18 protein-coding genes are annotated in these 18,123 nt (G+C 73.1%); 13 read left to right on the top strand and 5 right to left on the bottom strand.

Features of this window, described 5'->3' with window-relative positions:
* Positions 1-3: 3 nt before the first annotated feature.
* The 5 genes from ACLF3M_RS15275 (at position 4) to ACLF3M_RS15255 (ending at position 4,718) form a co-directional block, all read left to right on the top strand.
* The gene (locus ACLF3M_RS15275) at positions 4-420 is read left to right on the top strand and encodes a DUF2721 domain-containing protein (protein ID WP_430657804.1); all 417 of its coding nucleotides are present in this window, start codon (positions 4-6) and stop codon (positions 418-420) included.
* On the top strand, positions 417-1,706 hold the full coding sequence (locus ACLF3M_RS15270) for a class I SAM-dependent RNA methyltransferase (protein WP_430657803.1): 1,290 nt from the start codon (positions 417-419) through the stop codon (positions 1,704-1,706). The genes ACLF3M_RS15275 and ACLF3M_RS15270 overlap by 4 nt, the downstream gene beginning before the upstream one ends.
* Before the next feature lie 131 nt (positions 1,707-1,837).
* Entirely contained in the window at positions 1,838-2,773 is a 936-nt protein-coding gene (locus ACLF3M_RS15265; RefSeq protein ID WP_430657802.1) for an MBL fold metallo-hydrolase, read from the top strand.
* Between the two features lie 38 nt (positions 2,774-2,811).
* A complete protein-coding gene (locus ACLF3M_RS15260) occupies positions 2,812-3,744 on the top strand; it encodes an MBL fold metallo-hydrolase (protein WP_430657801.1) in 933 nt (310 codons plus the stop codon).
* Between the two features lie 17 nt (positions 3,745-3,761).
* On the top strand, positions 3,762-4,718 hold the full coding sequence (locus ACLF3M_RS15255) for an MBL fold metallo-hydrolase (protein ID WP_430657800.1): 957 nt from the start codon (positions 3,762-3,764) through the stop codon (positions 4,716-4,718).
* A 3-nt stretch (positions 4,719-4,721) separates the two neighbouring features.
* On the opposite strand, the gene ACLF3M_RS15250 is transcribed toward ACLF3M_RS15255, so the two are convergent.
* Positions 4,722-5,696 (bottom strand): NAD(P)-dependent oxidoreductase, encoded by a 975-nt coding sequence (locus tag ACLF3M_RS15250; protein ID WP_430657799.1) that lies wholly within the window; start codon positions 5,694-5,696, stop codon positions 4,722-4,724.
* A gap of 57 nt (positions 5,697-5,753) precedes the next feature.
* Here ACLF3M_RS15250 and ACLF3M_RS15245 point away from each other — a divergent pair, with 57 nt between their 5' ends.
* Complete coding sequence (locus tag ACLF3M_RS15245) at positions 5,754-6,737, top strand: Bug family tripartite tricarboxylate transporter substrate binding protein (RefSeq protein WP_430657798.1); 984 nt, start codon at positions 5,754-5,756, stop codon at positions 6,735-6,737.
* A gap of 67 nt (positions 6,738-6,804) precedes the next feature.
* On the top strand, positions 6,805-9,597 hold the full coding sequence (locus ACLF3M_RS15240) for a phosphoenolpyruvate carboxylase (protein ID WP_430657797.1): 2,793 nt from the start codon (positions 6,805-6,807) through the stop codon (positions 9,595-9,597).
* 3 nt (positions 9,598-9,600) lie between these two features.
* On the opposite strand, the gene ACLF3M_RS15235 is transcribed toward ACLF3M_RS15240, so the two are convergent.
* The 4 genes from ACLF3M_RS15235 to ACLF3M_RS15220 are packed head-to-tail and all read right to left on the bottom strand — an operon-like array spanning position 9,601 to position 12,158.
* Entirely contained in the window at positions 9,601-10,011 is a 411-nt protein-coding gene (locus ACLF3M_RS15235) for a DUF3574 domain-containing protein (protein WP_430657796.1), read from the bottom strand.
* Positions 10,008-10,358, bottom strand: coding sequence for a DMT family transporter (locus ACLF3M_RS15230; RefSeq protein WP_430657795.1), 351 nt, complete (start codon positions 10,356-10,358; stop codon positions 10,008-10,010). The genes ACLF3M_RS15235 and ACLF3M_RS15230 overlap by 4 nt, the downstream gene beginning before the upstream one ends.
* A 7-nt stretch (positions 10,359-10,365) precedes the next feature.
* Positions 10,366-11,409 (bottom strand): glycosyltransferase family 2 protein, encoded by a 1,044-nt coding sequence (locus ACLF3M_RS15225; RefSeq protein ID WP_430657794.1) that lies wholly within the window; start codon positions 11,407-11,409, stop codon positions 10,366-10,368.
* Between the two features lie 14 nt (positions 11,410-11,423).
* The gene (locus ACLF3M_RS15220; RefSeq protein WP_430657793.1) at positions 11,424-12,158 is read right to left on the bottom strand and encodes a methyltransferase domain-containing protein; all 735 of its coding nucleotides are present in this window, start codon (positions 12,156-12,158) and stop codon (positions 11,424-11,426) included.
* A gap of 138 nt (positions 12,159-12,296) precedes the next feature.
* Between ACLF3M_RS15220 and ACLF3M_RS15215 the strand changes: the two genes are divergently transcribed.
* From ACLF3M_RS15215 to ACLF3M_RS15190, 6 genes are all read left to right on the top strand, one after another.
* A complete protein-coding gene (locus tag ACLF3M_RS15215) occupies positions 12,297-13,892 on the top strand; it encodes a hypothetical protein (RefSeq protein WP_430657792.1) in 1,596 nt (531 codons plus the stop codon).
* Between the two features lie 135 nt (positions 13,893-14,027).
* Entirely contained in the window at positions 14,028-14,858 is an 831-nt protein-coding gene (locus ACLF3M_RS15210) for an FAS1-like dehydratase domain-containing protein (protein ID WP_430657791.1), read from the top strand.
* Positions 14,851-15,858: a DMT family transporter gene (locus ACLF3M_RS15205; RefSeq protein ID WP_430657790.1), complete on the top strand. Its 1,008-nt coding sequence runs from the start codon at positions 14,851-14,853 to the stop codon at positions 15,856-15,858. The genes ACLF3M_RS15210 and ACLF3M_RS15205 overlap by 8 nt, the downstream gene beginning before the upstream one ends.
* Positions 15,858-16,760, top strand: coding sequence for a DMT family transporter (locus ACLF3M_RS15200; protein WP_430657789.1), 903 nt, complete (start codon positions 15,858-15,860; stop codon positions 16,758-16,760). Before ACLF3M_RS15205 ends, ACLF3M_RS15200 begins: the two co-directional genes overlap by 1 nt.
* Complete coding sequence (locus ACLF3M_RS15195; protein ID WP_430657788.1) at positions 16,757-17,638, top strand: MBL fold metallo-hydrolase; 882 nt, start codon at positions 16,757-16,759, stop codon at positions 17,636-17,638. Before ACLF3M_RS15200 ends, ACLF3M_RS15195 begins: the two co-directional genes overlap by 4 nt.
* Positions 17,639-17,694: 56 nt before the next feature.
* On the top strand, positions 17,695-18,120 hold the full coding sequence (locus tag ACLF3M_RS15190; protein WP_430657787.1) for a hypothetical protein: 426 nt from the start codon (positions 17,695-17,697) through the stop codon (positions 18,118-18,120).
* The last annotated feature ends 3 nt before the right edge of the window (positions 18,121-18,123 follow it).

Here is an 18,123-nt window from a genome sequence, read left to right as displayed (position 1 = left end):
GCGATGCTGACCGGCTCCGACCTCCTCACCGTCGAGCGAACGCTGCAGCTCGCCATCGCGCCGGCCTTCGTGCTTGGCGGGGTGATGGCCGTTCTCAACCTGCTCACGGGCCGGCTGCAGCGCGTCACGGACCGCGAGCGCGATCTCGAGGACGGCACGCTCGAGACGACGCGCCTGCGACCGCTGCTGCGCCGCCGCGCCAGGGTCATCTACGCCGCGATCACCGCCTGCATCGTCTCCTCCGTGATGCTGTGCGTGCTCGTCATCGTCTCCTTCCTCGAGCCGGTCTTCGGCGTCGGCGCGGGCACGCATGTGGTGGCGCTGCTGATCCTCGGCATGGTGAGCCTGCTCGTCGCGCTGCTGCTCTTCCTGCTCGAGGTCCAGTTGTCGGCGCGCGGGATGAAACGCGGCGATCCGTGAGCGCCGCGACGACGCTGCTGGCGGTCACGCGCCTTGGCGCCGCGGGCGACGGGATCGCGCTGCACGACGGCACGCCCTGCTACGTGCCGCAGGCCCTGCCCGGCGAGATGGTGGCAGCACGGGTCACGCCTGCGCGCAACGGCGCCCGCGCCGAGGTCGAGGCGATCGTCACGGCGAGCCCGGAGCGCGTCGAACCGCCCTGCCGCCATTTCCTGCAGGGCTGCGGCGGCTGCACGCTCCAGCATTGGGACCTCGCGGCGCAATCCCGCTGGAAGCGCGAGCGCCTGGCGCAGGCGCTCGCGCAGGCGGGGTTTCGCGACGCGCCGGTGGCGGAGACCGTCGTCACCCCGCCGGACAGCCGCCGCCGCGCCGACCTCGCGCTGCGCCGGCGGCCGGACGGATCGGTTGCGGTCGGCTTCCATGCGCGGGGATCGGCGGAGATCCTCGACCTCCGGGAGTGCCACATCCTGCGGCCCGTTCTCTTCGCGCTGGTCGCGCCGCTGCGCGCGCTGGCACGGCGGCTGACCGCGCTGGCGCGCGAGGGCTCAGCGGTTCTGAACCTGTTGGACAGCGGGCCGGACCTGTTGCTGCGGACGGACCGGCCGCTGGATGCGACAGGCCGCCGGTTGCTCGCGGCCTTCGCGCAGCAGATGGGGCTGCCGCGCATCGCGTGGGCCGAGGGGAGCAAGCCTGGGGACGGCCCGGCGGAGACGGCGGCGCAGGACGCGCCGGTGCGGCTCGACCTTTCGGGCGTCACGGTGGCGCCGCCGCCCGGGGCCTTCCTCCAGGCCAGCCGCGAGGGCGAGGCCGCGATCGTTGCCGCCGTCATGGCGGCGCTGCCGGCGAAGCTGCCGGTGCGGCCGAGGCTGCTCGACCTCTATGCCGGCATCGGCACGCTGTCCTTCCCGCTCTCGGCACGCGGCCGCGTCACCGCGATGGAAGGCAGCGCGGAGGCGGTCGCCGCGCTGGATGCCGCGGCGCGGCAGGCCGTGGCGCGGGTCGAGGCGGTGAAGCGAGACCTTGTCCGCCAGCCCGTGCTGCCGGCCGAGATGAAGGCCTACGATCTGATGGTGCTGGACCCGCCCTATGCCGGCGCGGCGGAGCAGGTGGCGCAGATCGCGCGCGGCACGCTGCGGCATGTCGTCTACGTCTCCTGCAACCCGGCGGCGCTGGCGCGCGACGCGGCCGTGCTGAAGGACGCCGGCTTCGGCGTGACCGCGGCGACGCCGATCGACCAGTTCCGCTGGTCGGCGCATGTGGAATCCGTGGTCGCGTTCGCGCGCTGAGCGATGCCGTCCGGGCGCGCCGGGGCGATTCAGCCGTTACGTTCTGTCTCTTGGCGACGGCCGTGACCCTTGTGTAACGCGGCGACGGTCCAACCTGTCTGGGCTGGATACCGAAAAGGGGGGGGTTCCGGATGTTGCGTCGCGACCTGGTGCTCGGCGCGGGTGCGCTCGTGCTGCCCGCCACGCTGCCGCCCCGCAGGGCCGCCGCGCAGACGCCGGCGCCGCCGCCCGCCTTCCACCGCACGCGCATCGGGGATGTCGAAGTCGTCGTGCTGTCCGACGGCGCGGCCGGGCGGCCCGACGTGACGCAAGGCTTCGTGCTCAATGCGCCGGCGGAGGAGGTGCGTGCGCTGCTCGCCGGCCAGGGCATCGCGCCGACCGGGCTGCGCAACCCCTACAACCCGACCCTGCTGCGCCGCGGCGCCGATGTCGTGCTGATCGACACCGGTCGCGGCGGCGCCGGCGGGGGCGTGCTGTTCGACAGCATGCGCGCGGCCGGCATCGAGCCGGAGGAGGTCACCGTCGTCCTGCTCTCGCATTTCCACGGCGACCATGTCGGCGGGATGCTGGCGGCCGACGGCACCGCCACCTTCCGCAACGCCCGGGTCCTGGCGCCGGAGCGCGAACTGGCCTTCTGGAACGACGAGGGCGAGGAATCCCGGGCCTCCGCCTTCCGCCGCCCGGGCTTCGCCTTCGCCCGGCGCTGCCTCGCGCCCTATGCCGGCCGGATCGCGCCCTTCGCGCGGGATGCGGAGGTGCTGCCGGGCCTTCGCAGCGTGGCGACGCCTGGCCACAGCCCCGGCCATGTCAGCTTCCTGCTCGCCGATGGCACGCGGCAGCTGATGGTGATGGGCGACGTGGTTGGCGCCGCCGAGCTCTTCCTGCCCATGCCGGCCTGGCAGCCGATGCTCGACATGGATCCCGCGCTGGCCGCCGAGACGCGGATGAGGCTGCTCGATCGCCTGGCGGCCGACCGCATCGAGGTCATCGCCTTCCACTGGCCGATGCCGTCCACCGGCCGCGTCGAGCGCGCCGGCGCAGGCTACCGCTTCATTCCTGCCGCCTGATCCGCATCGCATCCCACCGGACCCCGGAGAGTTACCGCATGAACCGTCGTGCCTTCCTCGCCGCCGCCGCACTGCCGGGAATGCCGGCCCTGATGCCGCGCCCAGCGCGTGCCCAGGCCGCCGCGCCGCCGCCGACCATCCCGCTGCACCGCACGCGCGTCGGCGCGCTGGAGGTGACGGTGGTCAATGACGGCTCCTCCTGGCGGCCGGACGCGACGGCGGGCTTCGTCGTCAACGCCTCGCCGGACGAGGTCCGCGGCGTGCTCGCCGCGCAGAACATCGCCACGACCATCCTGCCGAATTCCTGGAACGTCACGCTGGTGCGGACCGGCGGCCAGGCCGTGCTGCTCGACACCGGCCGCGGCGGGCAGGGCCGGGTGGCCGCGAATCTCGCGGCCGCCGGCACGCCGCCCGAGCAGGTGACGCGCGTCGCGATCACGCATTTCCACCTCGATCATATCGGTGGCCTGGTGCGCGCGGACGGCACGCCGGCCTTCCCCAATGCGCAGGTGATCGTGCCGGAGCGCGAATGGGCGTTCTGGACCGATGCGGGCGAGGAATCCCGCGCCGCCGAGAACCGGCGCCCGGGCTTCGCAGCGGTGCGCCGCATCCTCGGCGCCTATGGCGACCGCGTGGCGCGCTTCGCGCCGGGGGCGACGGTCGCACCGGGCATCACCGCGGTCGCGACGCCCGGCCACAGCCCGGGGCACAGCAGCTTCCTCGTCGCCGATGGCAGCGAGCAGCTGATGGTGATCGGCGACGTCGCGACCTCGGCCGAGCTCTTCCTGCCGATGCCGCAATGGGTGGCGGGCTTCGACATGGACCAGGCGACGGCCGCGGCCACGCGCGCCGCGCTGCTCGACCGGCTGGCGACGGACCGCGTGCGGCTCGTCGCCTATCACTTCGTCATGCCCGGTCTCGGCCGCGTCGAGCGCGCCGGCCAGGGCTACCGCTTCGTCCCCGTCGCCTGATCCAGGGAAACGCCGTCATGCATCGCCGTACGCTCTTCGCCGGGGGCACCGCCCTCGCCCTCCCCGCCCTGCTGCGCGCCGCACCCGCCGCCGGCCAGGCGATCCCGGCCTCGCCGGGTCCGGCCGTCCAGCGAATGGCGGTGGGCTCGCTGGAGGTCACGGTCGTGACCGACGGCGCGAATGCGCGCAACGCCGCCAATCCCGGCGTGGTGGCGAACGCCCAGCCCGAGCAGGTCGTCGCGGCGCTGCGCAATTCGGGCTTTCCGGGGCCGGAGTTCCTGCAGCCTTTCAACCCGACCGTGGTCCGCACGCCGCGCGGCCTCGTCGCCTTCGACGTCGGCAATGCCGCGGGGTCCAGCCCGACCACCGGGCAGTTCCTGGCCAACATGCGCGCGGCCGGCCTCGATCCCGCGGAGGTCACGGCGGTGGTGCTGACGCATCTCCATCCCGACCATTTCGGCGGGCTGGTGGACGGCAGCGGCGCGCCGAACTTCCCGAACGCCCGCGTCTTCGTCGGCCAGCGCGAATGGGCCTTCTGGTCCGACGAGGGCGAGGAAAGCCGCGCGCGCGACCTGCTGAAGCCGACCTTCGCCAATGCCCGCCGGCGCCTCGGCGCCTATGCCGGCAAGGTCGAGACCTTCCAGCCCGGCGCCGAGATCCTGCCGGGCGTGACGGCCATCGCGGCGACGGGCCATTCGCCCGGGCATTCCGTCTTCGTCGTCAGCGATGGCGGGCAGTCCGTGATGGTCAGCGGCGACGCGATCCACGCGCCGAGCTTCTTTTGGGCCAATCCCGAGTGGTACATCGCCTTCGACACCGATCCCGCCGATGCGGTGGCCACCCGAAAGCGCCTGCTGGACCAGCTGACTGCCGACCGCATGCCGGTCATCGTCTATCACGCCAGCATGGCGGCGGTGGTCGGCCGGGCGGAGCGGTCCGGGACCGGCTACCGCCTCGTGCCGACGGTCGGCTGACCCCTACGGCGCCAGCGCGTCCGGGTTGACGCAGGCTCGTGGCGGCAGGGGCCGCCCGAGCAGCACGTCGAGAAGCTGCGTCGCCGCGATCCGCGCCGTGCGGTCGCGCGACGCCGCCGTTGCCGAGCCCATATGCGGCGACAGCAAGAGGTTCGGCACGCCGGTCAGCACCGTCTCCTCCGGCGGCGGCTCCGTCGGGCGCACGTCGAGCGCGGCGGCGAAGAGCCGCCCCTCGCGCAGCGCCGCGGCCAGCGCGGCCTCGTCCACCAGCCCGCCGCGCGCGGTGTTCACGAGCACGCCCTCCGGCCCGATCAGGTCGAGCTCCGCCGCGCCGATCATCTCGCGGTTGGCCGGCGTCAGCGGCGCGTGCAGCGAGACGATATCGGACCGCCGCAGCAGGTCGCGCAGGTCGGCCGCGCGCTCCACCGGCGCGATGTCGCCGGCCAGGTGCAGGCGGGGGCTCCAGGCCAGCACGCGCAGGCCCATCGCGATCGCGATCGGCGCAACGCGGCGCGCGATCTCGCCGTATCCGACCAGGCCGAGCGTGCGGCCCTGCATCTCGATGCCGAGCCGGCCCTTGTCCCACTTGCCGGTCCTAGTCACGGCGTCGTGGCGCGCGATGTCGCGGGCGGCGGCGAGCATGATGCCGATGGTGAACTCCGCGACGGACTGCGCATTGGCGCCGACCGCGGCCAGCACCGGGATGCGGCGCCGCGTTGCCTCGCCGAGGTCGATCGCGTCCACACCGACGGCCGCGCGGGAGATCACCTTCAGCGTCGGGCAGGACGCCATCGCCGCGCCCGAGATCGGCACGAAGCGGGAGACGATGCCGTCATAGGCCTTGCCGGCCAGCATCCGCTCCATCTCGGCCCGGGCGTTCGCGGCCGGCACGAAGTCGAGCCGGCAGCCCGCGGCCTCCAGCAGGTCGAGGCCGGAACGGTCGAGATGGGGGGCGGTGACGAGGATGTCGAAGCTCATGGTGCCGCCTTTCCGCCACCCGCGCGTTGCGGTCAATCCGCTGCCGGAGACCACGCCATGCGACGCCGTGCCCTGATCGCCCTCGCCGCCGCCACCTCGCTGGCACGCCCTGCCCTGGCGCAGGATTTCCCCAGCCGGCCCGTCCGCATCATCGTCCCGCTCGCGCCCGGCGGGGCGGTGGACATCACCGCCCGGCTTCTCGCGGAGAAGCTGCAGCCGCTGCTCGGGCAGACCGTGATCGTGGACAACCGCGGCGGCGCCGGCGGCAACCTCGGCGCGGATGCCGTCGCCAAGGCGGAGAAGGACGGGCACACGCTGCTGCTCGGCACGGCGACGATCCTGGCGGCGAACAAGTTCCTCTATCGCCGCAGCATGACCTACGACCCGATCCGCGACCTTGCCCCGATCACGCGCGTGTCCACCGGCACGGTGCTCCTGGTCGTGAACAGCCGCAGCCCCTGGCGGAGCTTCGGCGAGATGATCGAGGCGGCGCGGCGCGATCCCGGGAAGCTGACGATGGGCTCCTCCGGCACCGGGACGGTCAGCCACCTCACGATCAGCGCGGTCAGCAAGGCGGCGGGGGTGGAGATCACCCATGTGCCCTATCGCGGCGGCGGGCCCGCCATCACCGACCTTCTCGCCGGCACCGTGGACATGATGTTCGACGTCATGCCCGCCCTGATGCCGCATGTGCGGGAAGGGCGGTTCCGGGCGCTCGCCGTGGGCAGCGCCGACCGCGTGGACTACGTGCCGGGGCTCGAGGACGTGCCAGGCATGAAGGAGTTGCTGCCCCAATCGGGGATCGACATGCAGAGCTGGTACGCGACGAGCGCGCCGGCCGGCACGCCGTCCGACCGGATCGCCCGGCTGCACCAAGCCATCGTCCAGGTCGTCCGGACCGACGACTACCGCCAGAAGCTGGAACCCCTGGGCTTCAAGCCGGTCTGGGACGACACGCCGGACGCCTTCGCTGCCTATCTTCGCGCCCAGGAACAGGTCTGGCAGCGCATCGTGGAGGCATCCGGCGCCTCATTGGACTGATCGGGGCGGTCGGGGCGGCGGGTTTCGCTGGAAACCGCCACCTTCGCAGGTGCAGCATGGTGTCGCGATGCCCGACGACGCCCCCACCGACATGGCTGCCGCGACCATCGCGGAACTGCAGGACCGCCTGCGCCAGGCGCGCGAGGCCGCGCTGACCGACCCCTTCGGCGATCCCGTCCTGTCCATCGCGCTCTCCATCAGCCGGCGCTTCGACGACGGCAGGCTCGATCCCGTCGGGGTCTCGCGCATCGTGGCCCGCATGGCGCATACCGCCGCGGTCGGGCGCGCGCAGCGGCTCGCCGCCTATGTCGGTCTCGGCGGGACGGAGGAGGCGATGGCGCGGCTCGCCGCGCGGCTCGCGCGCCCCGATCCCGATGACAGCCCCGTCCCCTTCGCCGCCTTCCGCGAGGCCTGCGAGCGGCCGCGCTTCGCCGCGGTCTTCACGGCGCATCCGACCTTCTCGCTGCCGCGCGGCACCGCGGCCGCGCTCGCCCGCGCCGCCTGCGGGGAGCCCCTGCCGGAGAACCTGGCGCACCGGCCCGCCGCGCCGACGCTGGAGGAGGAGTTCGAGCAGGCCGCCGAGGCGATCGCGCGCGGCCGCGATGCGCTGGACGCGCTGAACCGCGCGCTGCTCGGCGCGGCGAAGGGCATCTGGGGCGATCGCTGGATGGCGCTGTCGCCGCGCCCGGTCCTGCTGGCGTCCTGGGTCGGCTACGACACGGACGGCCGCACCGACATCGGCTGGTGGGATTCCATCCGCATGCGGCTGACGATGAAGCGGCTGCAGCTCGCCCGGCTGGCCGGCCAGCTCGCGCCGCTCGGCGATTGCGCCGCGGTGCTAACGGCCCGCGTGGAGGCCGCGCTGGAGGCGGTGGACGCGCAGCTATCCGCCGCGCCGCGCAGCCCCGATCCGATCGCGGTCCAGGCCTTCGCGAAGGAGCTGATCGACCGGCGCGAGGCCGCGCTGACCGACACCGACGCCTTGGTCGAACAGTTCGCCTCCGCGCTGGCCAACGCGCCGGACGAGGCGACGCGGATGGCGCTCGCGGTCGCGCGGGCCGGCCTTGCCTCGCACGGGCTCGGGCTCGCGCACACACATTTCCGGCTGAACGCGTCGCAGCTCCACAACGCGATCCGCCAGCGGCTGCAGGTGACGGAAAGCCCTGAGGACATGTCGCGGCGCCGCGGCCTGCTGGCCCATATCAACGCCGCGTTGGCCGAGGCCACGCCGCAGCCGCTCGATTTCGGCGCGCTGATCGCGGAGCAGGCGAGCGCGGCGCGGCTGATGATGACGGTCGCCCAGATCGTCAAGCACGTGGATGGCAGCCAGCCCACGCGCTTCCTGATCGCGGAGACCGAGACCGGCTACACGCTGCTCTCGGCGCTGTGGCTGGCGCGGCGGCTCGGCATCGAGAGGCATGTCGAGATCTCGCCGCTCTTCGAGACGGCCGAGGCGCTCGAACGCGGCGAGCGTGTGCTGGAGGAGGCGCTGCGCAGCCCGCATTACCGGGACTACCTCAGGCTGCACGGGCGTCTGTGCCTGCAGTTCGGCTATTCGGATTCCGGGCGCTATGTCGGGCAGCTCGCGGCGTCCTATCTCGCGGAGCGGCTGAAGCTGCGGCTGGCCGACCAGTTGAAGCGGCACGGGCTGTCGGGGATCGAGCTCGTGCTGTTCGACACCCATGGCGAGAGCATCGGCCGCGGCGCGCATCCGGGGTCGCTGCGCGACCGCTTCGCCTATCTCTCCCCGCCGCAGGCGCGCGGCGCCCTGGCCCGGGCGGGGCTGAGGCTGCGCGAGGAGACCAGCTTCCAGGGCGGCGACGGCTACATGCTGTTCGGCACGCCGGAACTTGCCGGCGCCACCGTCGCACGCATCGCGGAGCACGCCTTCGGCGATGCCGGCGCGATGCCCGACCCGATCTATGCCGAGGCGGATTTCGGCGCGGACTTCTTCGCCACCGTCCGCGGCGAGATCGCGGCCCTGGTCGAGGATCCCGGCTATGCCGCCCTCCTCGGCGCCTTCGGGCCGGGGCTGCTGGACCGCACGGGATCCCGCCCCGCGGCGCGGCAGGCCGACGGGGTCGGCGGGCCCGCGCGGATCACCCATCCCTCCCAGCTCCGCGCCATCCCGAACAACGCGATCCTGCACCAGCTCGGTTGGCTCGCGAACACGCTGCACGGCCTCGGCGCCGCGGCGGCGGCGAACCCCGATGCCTTCGCCGACCTTCGGGCAAGAAGCCCGCGCTTCGCGCGTGCCGTCGCGATGGCCGCGCATGCGGCGGCGTGTTCCGACCTCGGCGTGCTGCGCGCCGGCGTGGATTCGCTCGATCCCGGGCCGTGGCTCGATCGCGCCGGCGCCACCGCAAGGCCGGGCCGGCGGGAGGAGCTGGTGGCCGTCGCGGACGCGCTGGAGAAGCTCGACCTGGCGTCGGCGGTGCGGCGGATGTTCCGGCGGCTGCAGGTGGATCACCTAGCGCTGCGCGCGGCCTGGCCCGACCTGCCGCGCATGCCCGACCGGCTCGTGCTGCTGCATGCGCTGCGCCTCGCGCTGATCCACCGGATCTGGCTTCTGGCGGTGCGCGTACCGGAATTCAGCCCGCGCCACGGCATGACGCCGGAGGGCGTGCTGCGCGGGATCCTGCAGCTCGACGTCGAGCGCGCTCTGGCGCTGCTGGCCGAGGTCTTCCCGGCCGCGCCGGATGCCTCCGCCGGGCTCGACTTCCACGAACCCGCCCCGCCGCGGGAGGGCGCGAGCTACGCCCGCGAGCATGCCGAGCTGTTCGAGCCGATGGGGCAGCTCTTTGCCCTGGTGCGCGAATGCTCGGCCGCCATCGCGCATGAGGTCGGCGCCTTCGGCTGAGCGCTAGAATCCGACGCAGGCTGTCCGATAACTCGTCAGCACGCTTTCCTGGTTGAAGCGCCGCTTCCAGGCGTCCTCGACGGGGCGGAGCCTGGCCTGCGCGGCCGCGGCGTCGGCGCCGGGCAGGACGAGGACGAGCAGCTTCGACCTCTCGCGCAGCACCGTGCCGTCCGCGCCGCGCCATTGGCCCAGCGTGTCATGCGCCGTGGCGCCGTCGGGGAAGGCCGGCGTCACGACCTCGCGCAGGAAGGCGTCCCATTCGGCGTCGGAGACATCGGCGCGGTCGCGCACGGCGCGGCCAAGGAAGGCTTCCGCCACCGTCGCGGCCTGGGTGCCGGCGGGGCACGCCATCTCCGCGCCTGTCGCCGCGCAGCCCGCGAGCAGCGGCAGGACCAGCAGCGCGCGCGCGATCACGCGCTCGCCGCAAGCAGCACCACGCCGCCGCAGATCAGCGCGATGGCGGCGAGCTTCGTCGCGCCGAGCGACTCCCCGAACATCGCCCACCCGATCAGCGCGACCACCACGTAGCTTGCCGCCGTGCAGGGCAGCGCCACGCTCATCGGGATCTTGCGCAGCGCGACGATGTAGAGCAGCGCCGCCCCGCCATAGCAGGCGAGCCCGCTGATGGTCTGCCAGCGGAAGAGCTGGTCCATGAAGTCGGCCGAGGCCGCGACGGAATGCGAGGCGCCGAACTTCAGCAGGACCTGGCCCAGCAGCGATGTCGAGATCGCCGCCGCCAGCGTGATCCAGGCCGCCGTCATCGCGCCCTCACGACACCGCGCGCACGCGCGGCGACTGCTCGGCCGCCGCAGTGCTGGCGCCTTCGCCTGCCACCTGCCGCACGCCGGGCCCGCGCACTTCCCGCACGACCCCCTGCGGCTTGCCGTTGGCCGACAGGAAGGCGCGGCCGACATACTCGCCGAGCACGCCGAGGATCAGGAACTGCACGCCCGCGATCAGCAGCATGATGGTCATGCTCGACGCCCAGCCCGACGGCGTCTCGCCCATGATCGCCTCGACGATCGTCGCCACCGCGCCGAGCAGGCCGAGGAAGCCCATCGCGACCCCCGCGAGGATCGCGAGCCGGAGCGGCAGGACGGAGAAGTTGGTGGCGAGGTTCAGCCAAAGCAGCACCAGGCGCTTCAGCGTGTAGTTGCTGCGGCCCTCGGCGCGCGGCAGGTGCTTGACCTCGATGCTGTCCAGCCGCTGCGTGACCTGCATCAGCAGCCCGTCCACATAGGGATAGGGGCCGCGATACTTCGTGACTTCCTGCACCGCCAGCGCCGACATGCAGCGGAAGGACGAGAGATAGAGGCCCTTCGGCTTGTCGAGCAGCAGGTCGGCGACGCCGTTGGCGAAGCGGCTGCCGATGTTGCGCCAGCCCTCGTGCTCCTTCTTGGCGTAGCGGGTGTAGACCACATCCCAGCCGCCAAGCCTGGCGTGGTCGTAGAGCTTCACCACCTCCTCCGGCGGGTTCTGCAGGTCGTCGTCCATGGTGATGACATAGGCGCCGCGGGCATGGCGCAGGCCCGTCATGACCGCGTTGTGCTCGCCGAAGTTCCGGGCGTGCTCGATATAGATCACGGGGATCGCCGCGCTCTCCTGCAGCGCGCGGCAGACATCGCCGGAATTGTCGGGGCTGCCGTCGTTGACGAGGACGACCTCGATCCCGCCTTCCGGCTTCAGCTCGGACAGGGCGGCGACGAGGGCGCCCACGGTGGCGGCGCCGCGGTAGACCGGCACCACGATCGACAGGCCGACGGGATGCCCGGCCGAAAGGCCGCCCGGATGCACGGCGGGAAGCTCGGTCACGTCACGTCTCTCCATCACGGGCGGGTCGCCACGAGAAGCACGGAACCGCCGGCCGGCATGGGGAGGCCGGCGCGCACGATGCGCCGCTCCAGCTCCGAGACAGCGTGCAGGGTGGCGTCCACCCAGGGCGGGAATTCGGTCACGTCGGACGGCGCGTCGGGGCGCCTCTGCAGCACCTTGCGTTGCAGCACCATCAAGGGCAGCAGCAGCCCGTTCCAGTAGCGGGCCAGGATGCGGGCGAAGCCGGTGGCTTGCAGCAGGCGGCGGGCGCCGCCGGCGGTGAAGCGGCGGGCATTGTGCACGCGCACGTCATGCGCGCTCGCCAGCCAGTCATAGGCCGGCAGGTTCAGCACCAGCGTCCCGCCCGGGCGCAGTACGCGGTGGAGTTCCGCCAGCGCCGCGGCGGGATCCACCCCGGCATGGCAGATCACGTCGATGCTGACCGCGGCGCCGAAGCTGGCATCGGGGAAAGGCAGGCGGTTGGTGTCGCCGGCTGTCACCGGCCGGCCGGATTTGCGGGCGGCGCGGGCGGCGGCGGGCGGCATGAAGTCCAGCCCGACGGGATCGAGCCCCGGCAGGTCCTGCACCACGCGCCGCATCAGCCCGCCCGTCCCGCAGCCCGCATCCAGCAGCGGCCCCGGCGCGCCGGGCCGGTCGCGCAGCGCATCGAGGACCCGGGCATGGGCGGCGCGATACCACCACATGCCGTCCTCGGCGGCGTCCATCAGGTCGTATTCGGCCGGTTCCACCCTGCCCTTGTGCGGTGCGGTGGCGGCAAGGGCAAGGCGCCTGCGCGGCTTATGCAGGGCAGCCCTGCCGCCATCCCGCCGCAATGGCGTTGCATGCTCGACCCCCAGGCGGCATGGATGGTCCGTCCAGTCACAGGCATGAGCCCCCCGCCCCCTTCCGGCAGCCCGGAGGCCGAACCGGCCCCGGCCGCCGCCCCCTCCATGGCACTGCCGGGCCTGCGCGCGCGCGCGCTGCGCGCCCTGCTGCTCGCGCCGACGGCGGCCTTCCTGTTGATGGTGCTGGCCCCGCCGCTCAACCACGACGTGGCGGCGATCCTGAACTTCGCGGAACGCTGGGTAGTGGGGGAGCGGCTCTACCGCGACCTCATCGACGTCAACCCTCCGCTGATCTTCATGCTCACGGCGATCCCGGCCTTCATCGACCGCTGGACCCCGCTGGACGGGGCGCAGGCGCTGCTGCTCTGCGTCCTGGCCTGCTGCGTGGCGGCCTGGCGGATGACGGCCAGGCTCCGCCAGGGCCGCCTGGAAGGCCCGCTCGAGGCCGCGGTGCTGGACGCGCTGGTGCCGCTGGCCTGCGTCTTCCCGGCCTATGACGTCGGCCAGCGCGAGCATCTGATGGCGCTCTTCGCCATCCCCTATGCCTTCCTCGCGGCGCGCCGGATCGATGGGATGGCGACGTCGCGGCGGCTGGCCTGGACGGTGACGATGGCCGCGGCTCTGGGCTTCGCGCTGAAGCCGCATTTCCTCGCCGTGCCGGCGCTGGTGGAGGCGCTGGTGCTGGTCCGGCGCGGCCCGCGTGCCTGGCTGCGGGATCCCCTTCCCTGGGGGATGGCGGCGCTGTGGGTGGTCTATGCGGCGTCGGTGCCGCTGCTCTTCCCGACCTATCTCAACAATGTCGTGCCGCTGGTGATCGGCTACTACCTCGGCAGCGGGGGGCTCGGGCCCTTCGACGTGCTGCTGTCGGAAAAGCTGGGTGCGGCGGTGCTGCTGCTGGCGGCACTGGCCCCCTTCGCGCTGCGCCGTTACGCAGGGGCGACGGCGCAGGCGCTGCTGGCGGTGGGGCTGGGCAGCGTCGCCTCGGCCTGGGTGCAGCACAAGGGCTGGAGCTACCACGTCGTGCCGATCGCGATGGCGAGCACGCTGCTCGGCGGCGTGCTGGCGGCGCGATGGCTTGACCGGGCGCTGCCGCCAGCGCGCGCGGCCTCGGCCGCACCGGGCCTGGCGCTCGCCGTCGCCGTCGCGGTCGCCATGCTGCACATCCGCGGCGAGAGCCCCTGGCGGCAGATCTGGTACGACGAGACGGCGGGCGGCGAGCTGACCCGCGTGCTGCGCCGGGAGGTCGCGGGCGAGCGCCTGCTGGTCCTCACGCCCGACATCTATCCCGTCTATCCCGCGCTGAACTACGCCCGCGCCCGGTCCACGCTGCGCTTCATGAACCTCTGGCTGCTGGTCGGCGCCTATCCCGACTGCCCGGAAGGCGCGCCGCGCTACCGCGACACCTGGGAGATGAGCCGGCCGGAATTCCTGGTCTACCGCACCGTCGCCGAGGACTTCGCGCGCGCGCCGCCCGCCGGCGTGCTGGTCGCGAAGAACCCGGGCATCCCGCGCTGCGGCGCCGACGAGTTCGACTTCGTGGACTACTTCTCCCGCCACCCCGCCTTCTCCGAGACCTGGCGGCACTACACCCGCATCGTCCACATGGACACTTACCTGCTCTACCTGCGCGAGGACTAGACTGACCGATGTGCCAATACTCCCTGCAGCCCGCGTGCTGCGCGCGGGCCGAGCGGCCGGATGGCCGCCGCCGCTCATGCGGCGGAGCCAAGCCGCACGGATATGCGGCGCCCGGCGTCTGAGGGATCAAGAAAGATGTCCTACGAAGAGTTTGTCGGGCGCACCGAGCTCCGCGAGGACCGGCTGGACGAGAGGCTGATGCGCGGCATGGCCGCGACGCTCAGCATTGCCACGCCCGAACTGTTGCCGCCGCTCTGGCACTGGATGCTGTTCCAGGACTGGGTGATGCCGGACGGCATCGGGCCGGACGGCCACCCGAAGCGCGGCGGCTTCCTGCCACCGGTGCACGACCTGCCGCGCCGAATGTGGGCGGGCGGGCGCGTGACCTTCCTCGACGCGGTGCTGCGCGCGGGCGATGCGGTGCGGCGCACCAGCACGATCCTGTCGGTGCAGGAGAAAGCCGGCGGCAGCGGCCGACTGGTCTTCGTGACCGTGAAGCACCTGGTCGAGGGCCCCGCGGGCCCCGCCATCGAGGAGGAGCAGGACATCGTCTATCGCGGCGCCGAGGGCGCGGCGGTAAAGGCGGCCGAGCCCGCGCCCGCCTGGCCCGACGCCGCGACGCGCGTCGTCCTGCCCGATCCCGTGATGCTGTTCCGCTACTCCGCCCTGACCGGCAACGGGCACCGCATCCACTACGACCATCCCTATGTCACGGCGGAGGAAGGCTATCCCGGCCTGGTCGTGCACGGCCCGCTGCAGGCGACGCTGATGGCGGCGCTGGCCGCGGAGACGGCGCCGGGCGCGAAGCTGCGCCGCTTCGCCTTCCGCGGCCGGCGTCCCTGCTTCGGCGGGCGCCCGCTGACGGTGCTGGCGCGGCCGCAGGGCGGCGCGATCGCGGCCGAGACGCGCGACGACAGCGGTGCCACCTGCATGCAGGGGGAAGCCGTGCTCGACGCCGGTGCCTGAGGGCACCGCACGCAGCCTGCCGCTGCGCCAGGACGCGCTGAACGGCATCGCGACCATCGCCGCGGGCTACGCCATCATCTCATGCGCGGATGCCGCGGTGAAATGGGCACTGCCGGAGGTCGGGATCGCCGTCGCGATGATCTGGCGCGGCGTCTTCGGCATGATCGCCATCGCGCTGCTGTCGCGCGGCCAGGGGCTGCGGCCGCGCCGGCTGCCGCTGCTCGCGACGCGGTCGGTCCTGCATTGCGCGGTCACCGTCACCTTCTACCTGGCCTGGGCCCGCGGCGTGTCGCTGGCCGACAGCTACGCCGTGAACGCGGTCGCGCCGCTGGCGATGACGATGCTGGCCGTCCCCCTGCTGGGCGAGCGCGTGGGCTGGCGGCGCATCACCTCCACCGCGATCGGCTTCGCGGGGGTGCTGGTGATGCTGCAGCCCGGCGGCGAGCTCTGGCGGTGGGAAGCGGGCGTGCTGCTCGGCGGCGTCTGCCTGCTGGCGGTGACACGGATCTGGACGCGCGTGCTGGCCGCGACCGACACGCCGCAGGCCATCGCCTTCGCGCTGCTGTTCCTGCATGTGCCGATGGGCGTGGCGCTGCTGCCCGTCTTTCCCTCGCCCGGCCCGGCCTGGCCGGGCTTCGGCATCGCCTTCGCGCTGGCGTTCCTGGGGCTGGCGAATGGCTGCGCGCATTTCCTGTTCGCGCGCGCCTTCGCGATCGCGCCGGTCGCGGTGCTGGCGCCGTGGGAATACTCGATCCTGATCTGGGGCCTGGCGCTGGGCTTCGCGATCTGGGGCGAGGTTCCGGGCTGGACGACGCTGGCGGGTGCGGCCGTGGTAGTCGGTGCAGGTCTGTACAACATCCACAGGGAACGCGTGCGACGGCAGCAGGAACGTGCCGCCGCGACGGGCGTGGCCGCGTCCGATCGGCGCAGGGCGGAGGGGCCGCAGGCGCCGAGCACCGCAGCGGTGAATCGGCCGCGTGGCCCGCAGGGCCAAGCGTGATGCCGCTGCGCCACGACATCCGCCGCGGCGTCGTGCTGATGCTGGCGGCCAGCGCGATCTTCACGCTGATGAGCGTGGTGGTGAAGTGGCTCGACGGGCGCATACCGGTCGCCGAGATCATGTTCTTCCGCAGCGCGCTGGCGGTGCCCGTCGTGCTGCTCGTCGTCGCCCGGTCCAGGCGCGGCGCCAGCTTCGTCGCGGCGCTGCGCACGAAGCGTTTCCCGGGCCACCTGCTGCGCGCCTGCACCGGCACCTCGGCGCAGGCCTGCTCCTTCTACGCGCTGGCCCTGCTGCCACTCGCCGAGCAGACCGCGCTGACCAACACCACGCCGCTCTTCGTGACGCTGCTGTCGATCCCCTTCCTCGGCGAGAAGGTCGGCATCCACCGCGCCAGCGCCGTCGTGCTGGGCTTCGTCGGCATCCTGGTGATCGCGCTGGGCCAGGGCGCCTTTGCCGGCGCGCTGGACGACGCGGCGCGGCTCGGCATCATGGTCGCGCTGGCGCACGGCATCTTTTCCGCCGGCACGACGATGCTGGTGCGCGGCCTGTCGGCGACCGAGGCGTCCACGACCATCACCCTCTGGCAGTCGCTGCTGATGACGGCCTTCGCCGCGGTGGCGCTGCCCTTCGTCTGGGTGACGCCGGGCTGGCACGAGTTCGGCCTGCTGCTGCTGATCGGCGTCATGGGCGGGGCGGCGCAGGTGATGCTGACGGAGGCCTGGGCCAGCGCGCAGGTCTCGGCGCTGGCGCCCTATTCCTATTCCTCGCTGCTCTGGGCGATCCTGTTCGGCTGGGTCGCCTTCGGCAACGTGCCGGCGCTGGCGACGCTGGCCGGCGCGGCGCTGATCGTCGTCGCCTCGCTCTACATCCTGCATCGCGAGCTTCGCCGGAGGAAACGATGAGCATCCCCTTCCTGCGCGAGGACGCGCCGGCGCCGGGTTCCGTGCAGGACGTCGCACCGGGCGTGCGCCGCATCGTCTGCGGCAATCCCGGCCCCTTCACCTATCGCGGCACCAACACCTACCTCATCGGCCGGGGCGAGGTGGCGGTGCTGGACCCGGGGCCGGCGGATCCCGCGCATCTCGCCGCCATCCTGCGCGCCACGACAAGCGAGCGCATCGCGCGCATCCTGGTCAGCCACACCCATCGCGACCATTCGCCGGGCGTTGCCGCGCTGCAGGCGGCGACCGGCGCGGCGAGCTTCGGCTTCGGTCCGCACCAGACCCCGCTCGGCGAGGGCGGCGAGGGCGGCGACCACGACTTCACGCCCGACGTGACGCTCGCCGACGGCGCCGCCGTGGAGGCCGGCGACTGGCGCGCCGTCGCGGTCCACACGCCTGGCCATTGCGCCAACCATCTCTGCTTCGCGCTGGAGGGGCTCGGCCAGGGCACGTTCTTCAGCGCCGACCATGTCATGAGCTGGTCCACCAGCGTGGTCAGCCCGCCGGACGGCGACATGGCGGACTACATGGCCTCGCTCGCGAAGCTCGAGGGCCGCGAGGACCGGCTCTACCTGCCGGGCCACGGCCCGCCCCTGCCAGACCCCGCGCCCTTCGTCGCGGCGCTGGCGGCGCACCGGCGGGAGCGCGAGGCGAAGGTGCTGGAGGCGCTGCGCGCGGCGCGGCGGGCGACGGCCGCCGATCTGGTGCCGCCGGTCTACGGCCCGGCGCTGGAGCCGCGCCTGGCGCCGGCGGCGGCCCGCAGCCTGCTGGCCCATCTGGTCAAGCTGCAAGCCGAGGGCGCGGTCGCGCGCGACGGAGAGGCTTTCGTTCCGGCCTGATTTGCGGTCATGATCCTGCCGTCCCCGGTGGCCGGCCGGGGCCGGAGGGAATGCCGATGCTGCGCCTGTTCTGCCTTTCCGCCCTGGCCGTCGCGCTCGCCCTGCCAGCCGCCGCGCAGACCGTGACGCTGCGCGACAGCGCGGGCCGCATCACCGGGACCGAGACCACCGACAGCACGGGCCGCGTCACCATGCGCGACGAGATGGGCCGCGTCACCGGCACGCGGGAGCGGGATTCGACGGGGCGCGTCACGACCCGCGACTCGATGGGCCGGATCGTCGGGACGTCGCAGTCCAACGGCAACGGCGCCGTGACGCAGCGCGATTCCATGGGCCGCATCACCGGCACGTCGCAGTCCAACGGCAATGGCACCGTGACGCAGCGCGATTCGTCGGGCCGCATCACCGGCACGCAGACCCAGGACAGCACGGGTCGGGTGACTGTCCGCGACGCCCAGGGGCGCATCATCGGCACGAAGTAGTGC

This window comes from Falsiroseomonas sp. HW251, assembly GCF_050563545.1.
Taxonomy (GTDB): Bacteria; Pseudomonadota; Alphaproteobacteria; order Acetobacterales; family Acetobacteraceae; genus Falsiroseomonas.
Note: the sequence above shows the minus strand (reverse complement) of the source record. Positions and strands in the feature narration are given on the sequence as shown.

Excerpts from the sequence above, each read along its gene's own strand:
- ACLF3M_RS15230 (WP_430657795.1), bottom strand. The coding sequence starts at position 10,358 with ATGACGGCGGCCTGGATCACGCTGGCGGCGGCGATCTCGACATCGCTG.
- ACLF3M_RS15250 (WP_430657799.1), bottom strand. The coding sequence starts at position 5,696 with ATGAGCTTCGACATCCTCGTCACCGCCCCCCATCTCGACCGTTCCGGC.
- ACLF3M_RS15210 (WP_430657791.1), top strand. The coding sequence starts at position 14,028 with ATGTCCTACGAAGAGTTTGTCGGGCGCACCGAGCTCCGCGAGGACCGG.
- ACLF3M_RS15260 (WP_430657801.1), top strand. The coding sequence starts at position 2,812 with ATGAACCGTCGTGCCTTCCTCGCCGCCGCCGCACTGCCGGGAATGCCG.
- ACLF3M_RS15195 (WP_430657788.1), top strand. The coding sequence starts at position 16,757 with ATGAGCATCCCCTTCCTGCGCGAGGACGCGCCGGCGCCGGGTTCCGTG.
- ACLF3M_RS15255 (WP_430657800.1), top strand. The coding sequence starts at position 3,762 with ATGCATCGCCGTACGCTCTTCGCCGGGGGCACCGCCCTCGCCCTCCCC.
- ACLF3M_RS15200 (WP_430657789.1), top strand. The coding sequence starts at position 15,858 with ATGCCGCTGCGCCACGACATCCGCCGCGGCGTCGTGCTGATGCTGGCG.
- ACLF3M_RS15240 (WP_430657797.1), top strand. The coding sequence starts at position 6,805 with ATGCCCGACGACGCCCCCACCGACATGGCTGCCGCGACCATCGCGGAA.
- ACLF3M_RS15190 (WP_430657787.1), top strand. The coding sequence starts at position 17,695 with ATGCTGCGCCTGTTCTGCCTTTCCGCCCTGGCCGTCGCGCTCGCCCTG.
- ACLF3M_RS15215 (WP_430657792.1), top strand. The coding sequence starts at position 12,297 with ATGAGCCCCCCGCCCCCTTCCGGCAGCCCGGAGGCCGAACCGGCCCCG.
- ACLF3M_RS15245 (WP_430657798.1), top strand. The coding sequence starts at position 5,754 with ATGCGACGCCGTGCCCTGATCGCCCTCGCCGCCGCCACCTCGCTGGCA.
- ACLF3M_RS15275 (WP_430657804.1), top strand. The coding sequence starts at position 4 with ATGCTGACCGGCTCCGACCTCCTCACCGTCGAGCGAACGCTGCAGCTC.
- ACLF3M_RS15265 (WP_430657802.1), top strand. The coding sequence starts at position 1,838 with ATGTTGCGTCGCGACCTGGTGCTCGGCGCGGGTGCGCTCGTGCTGCCC.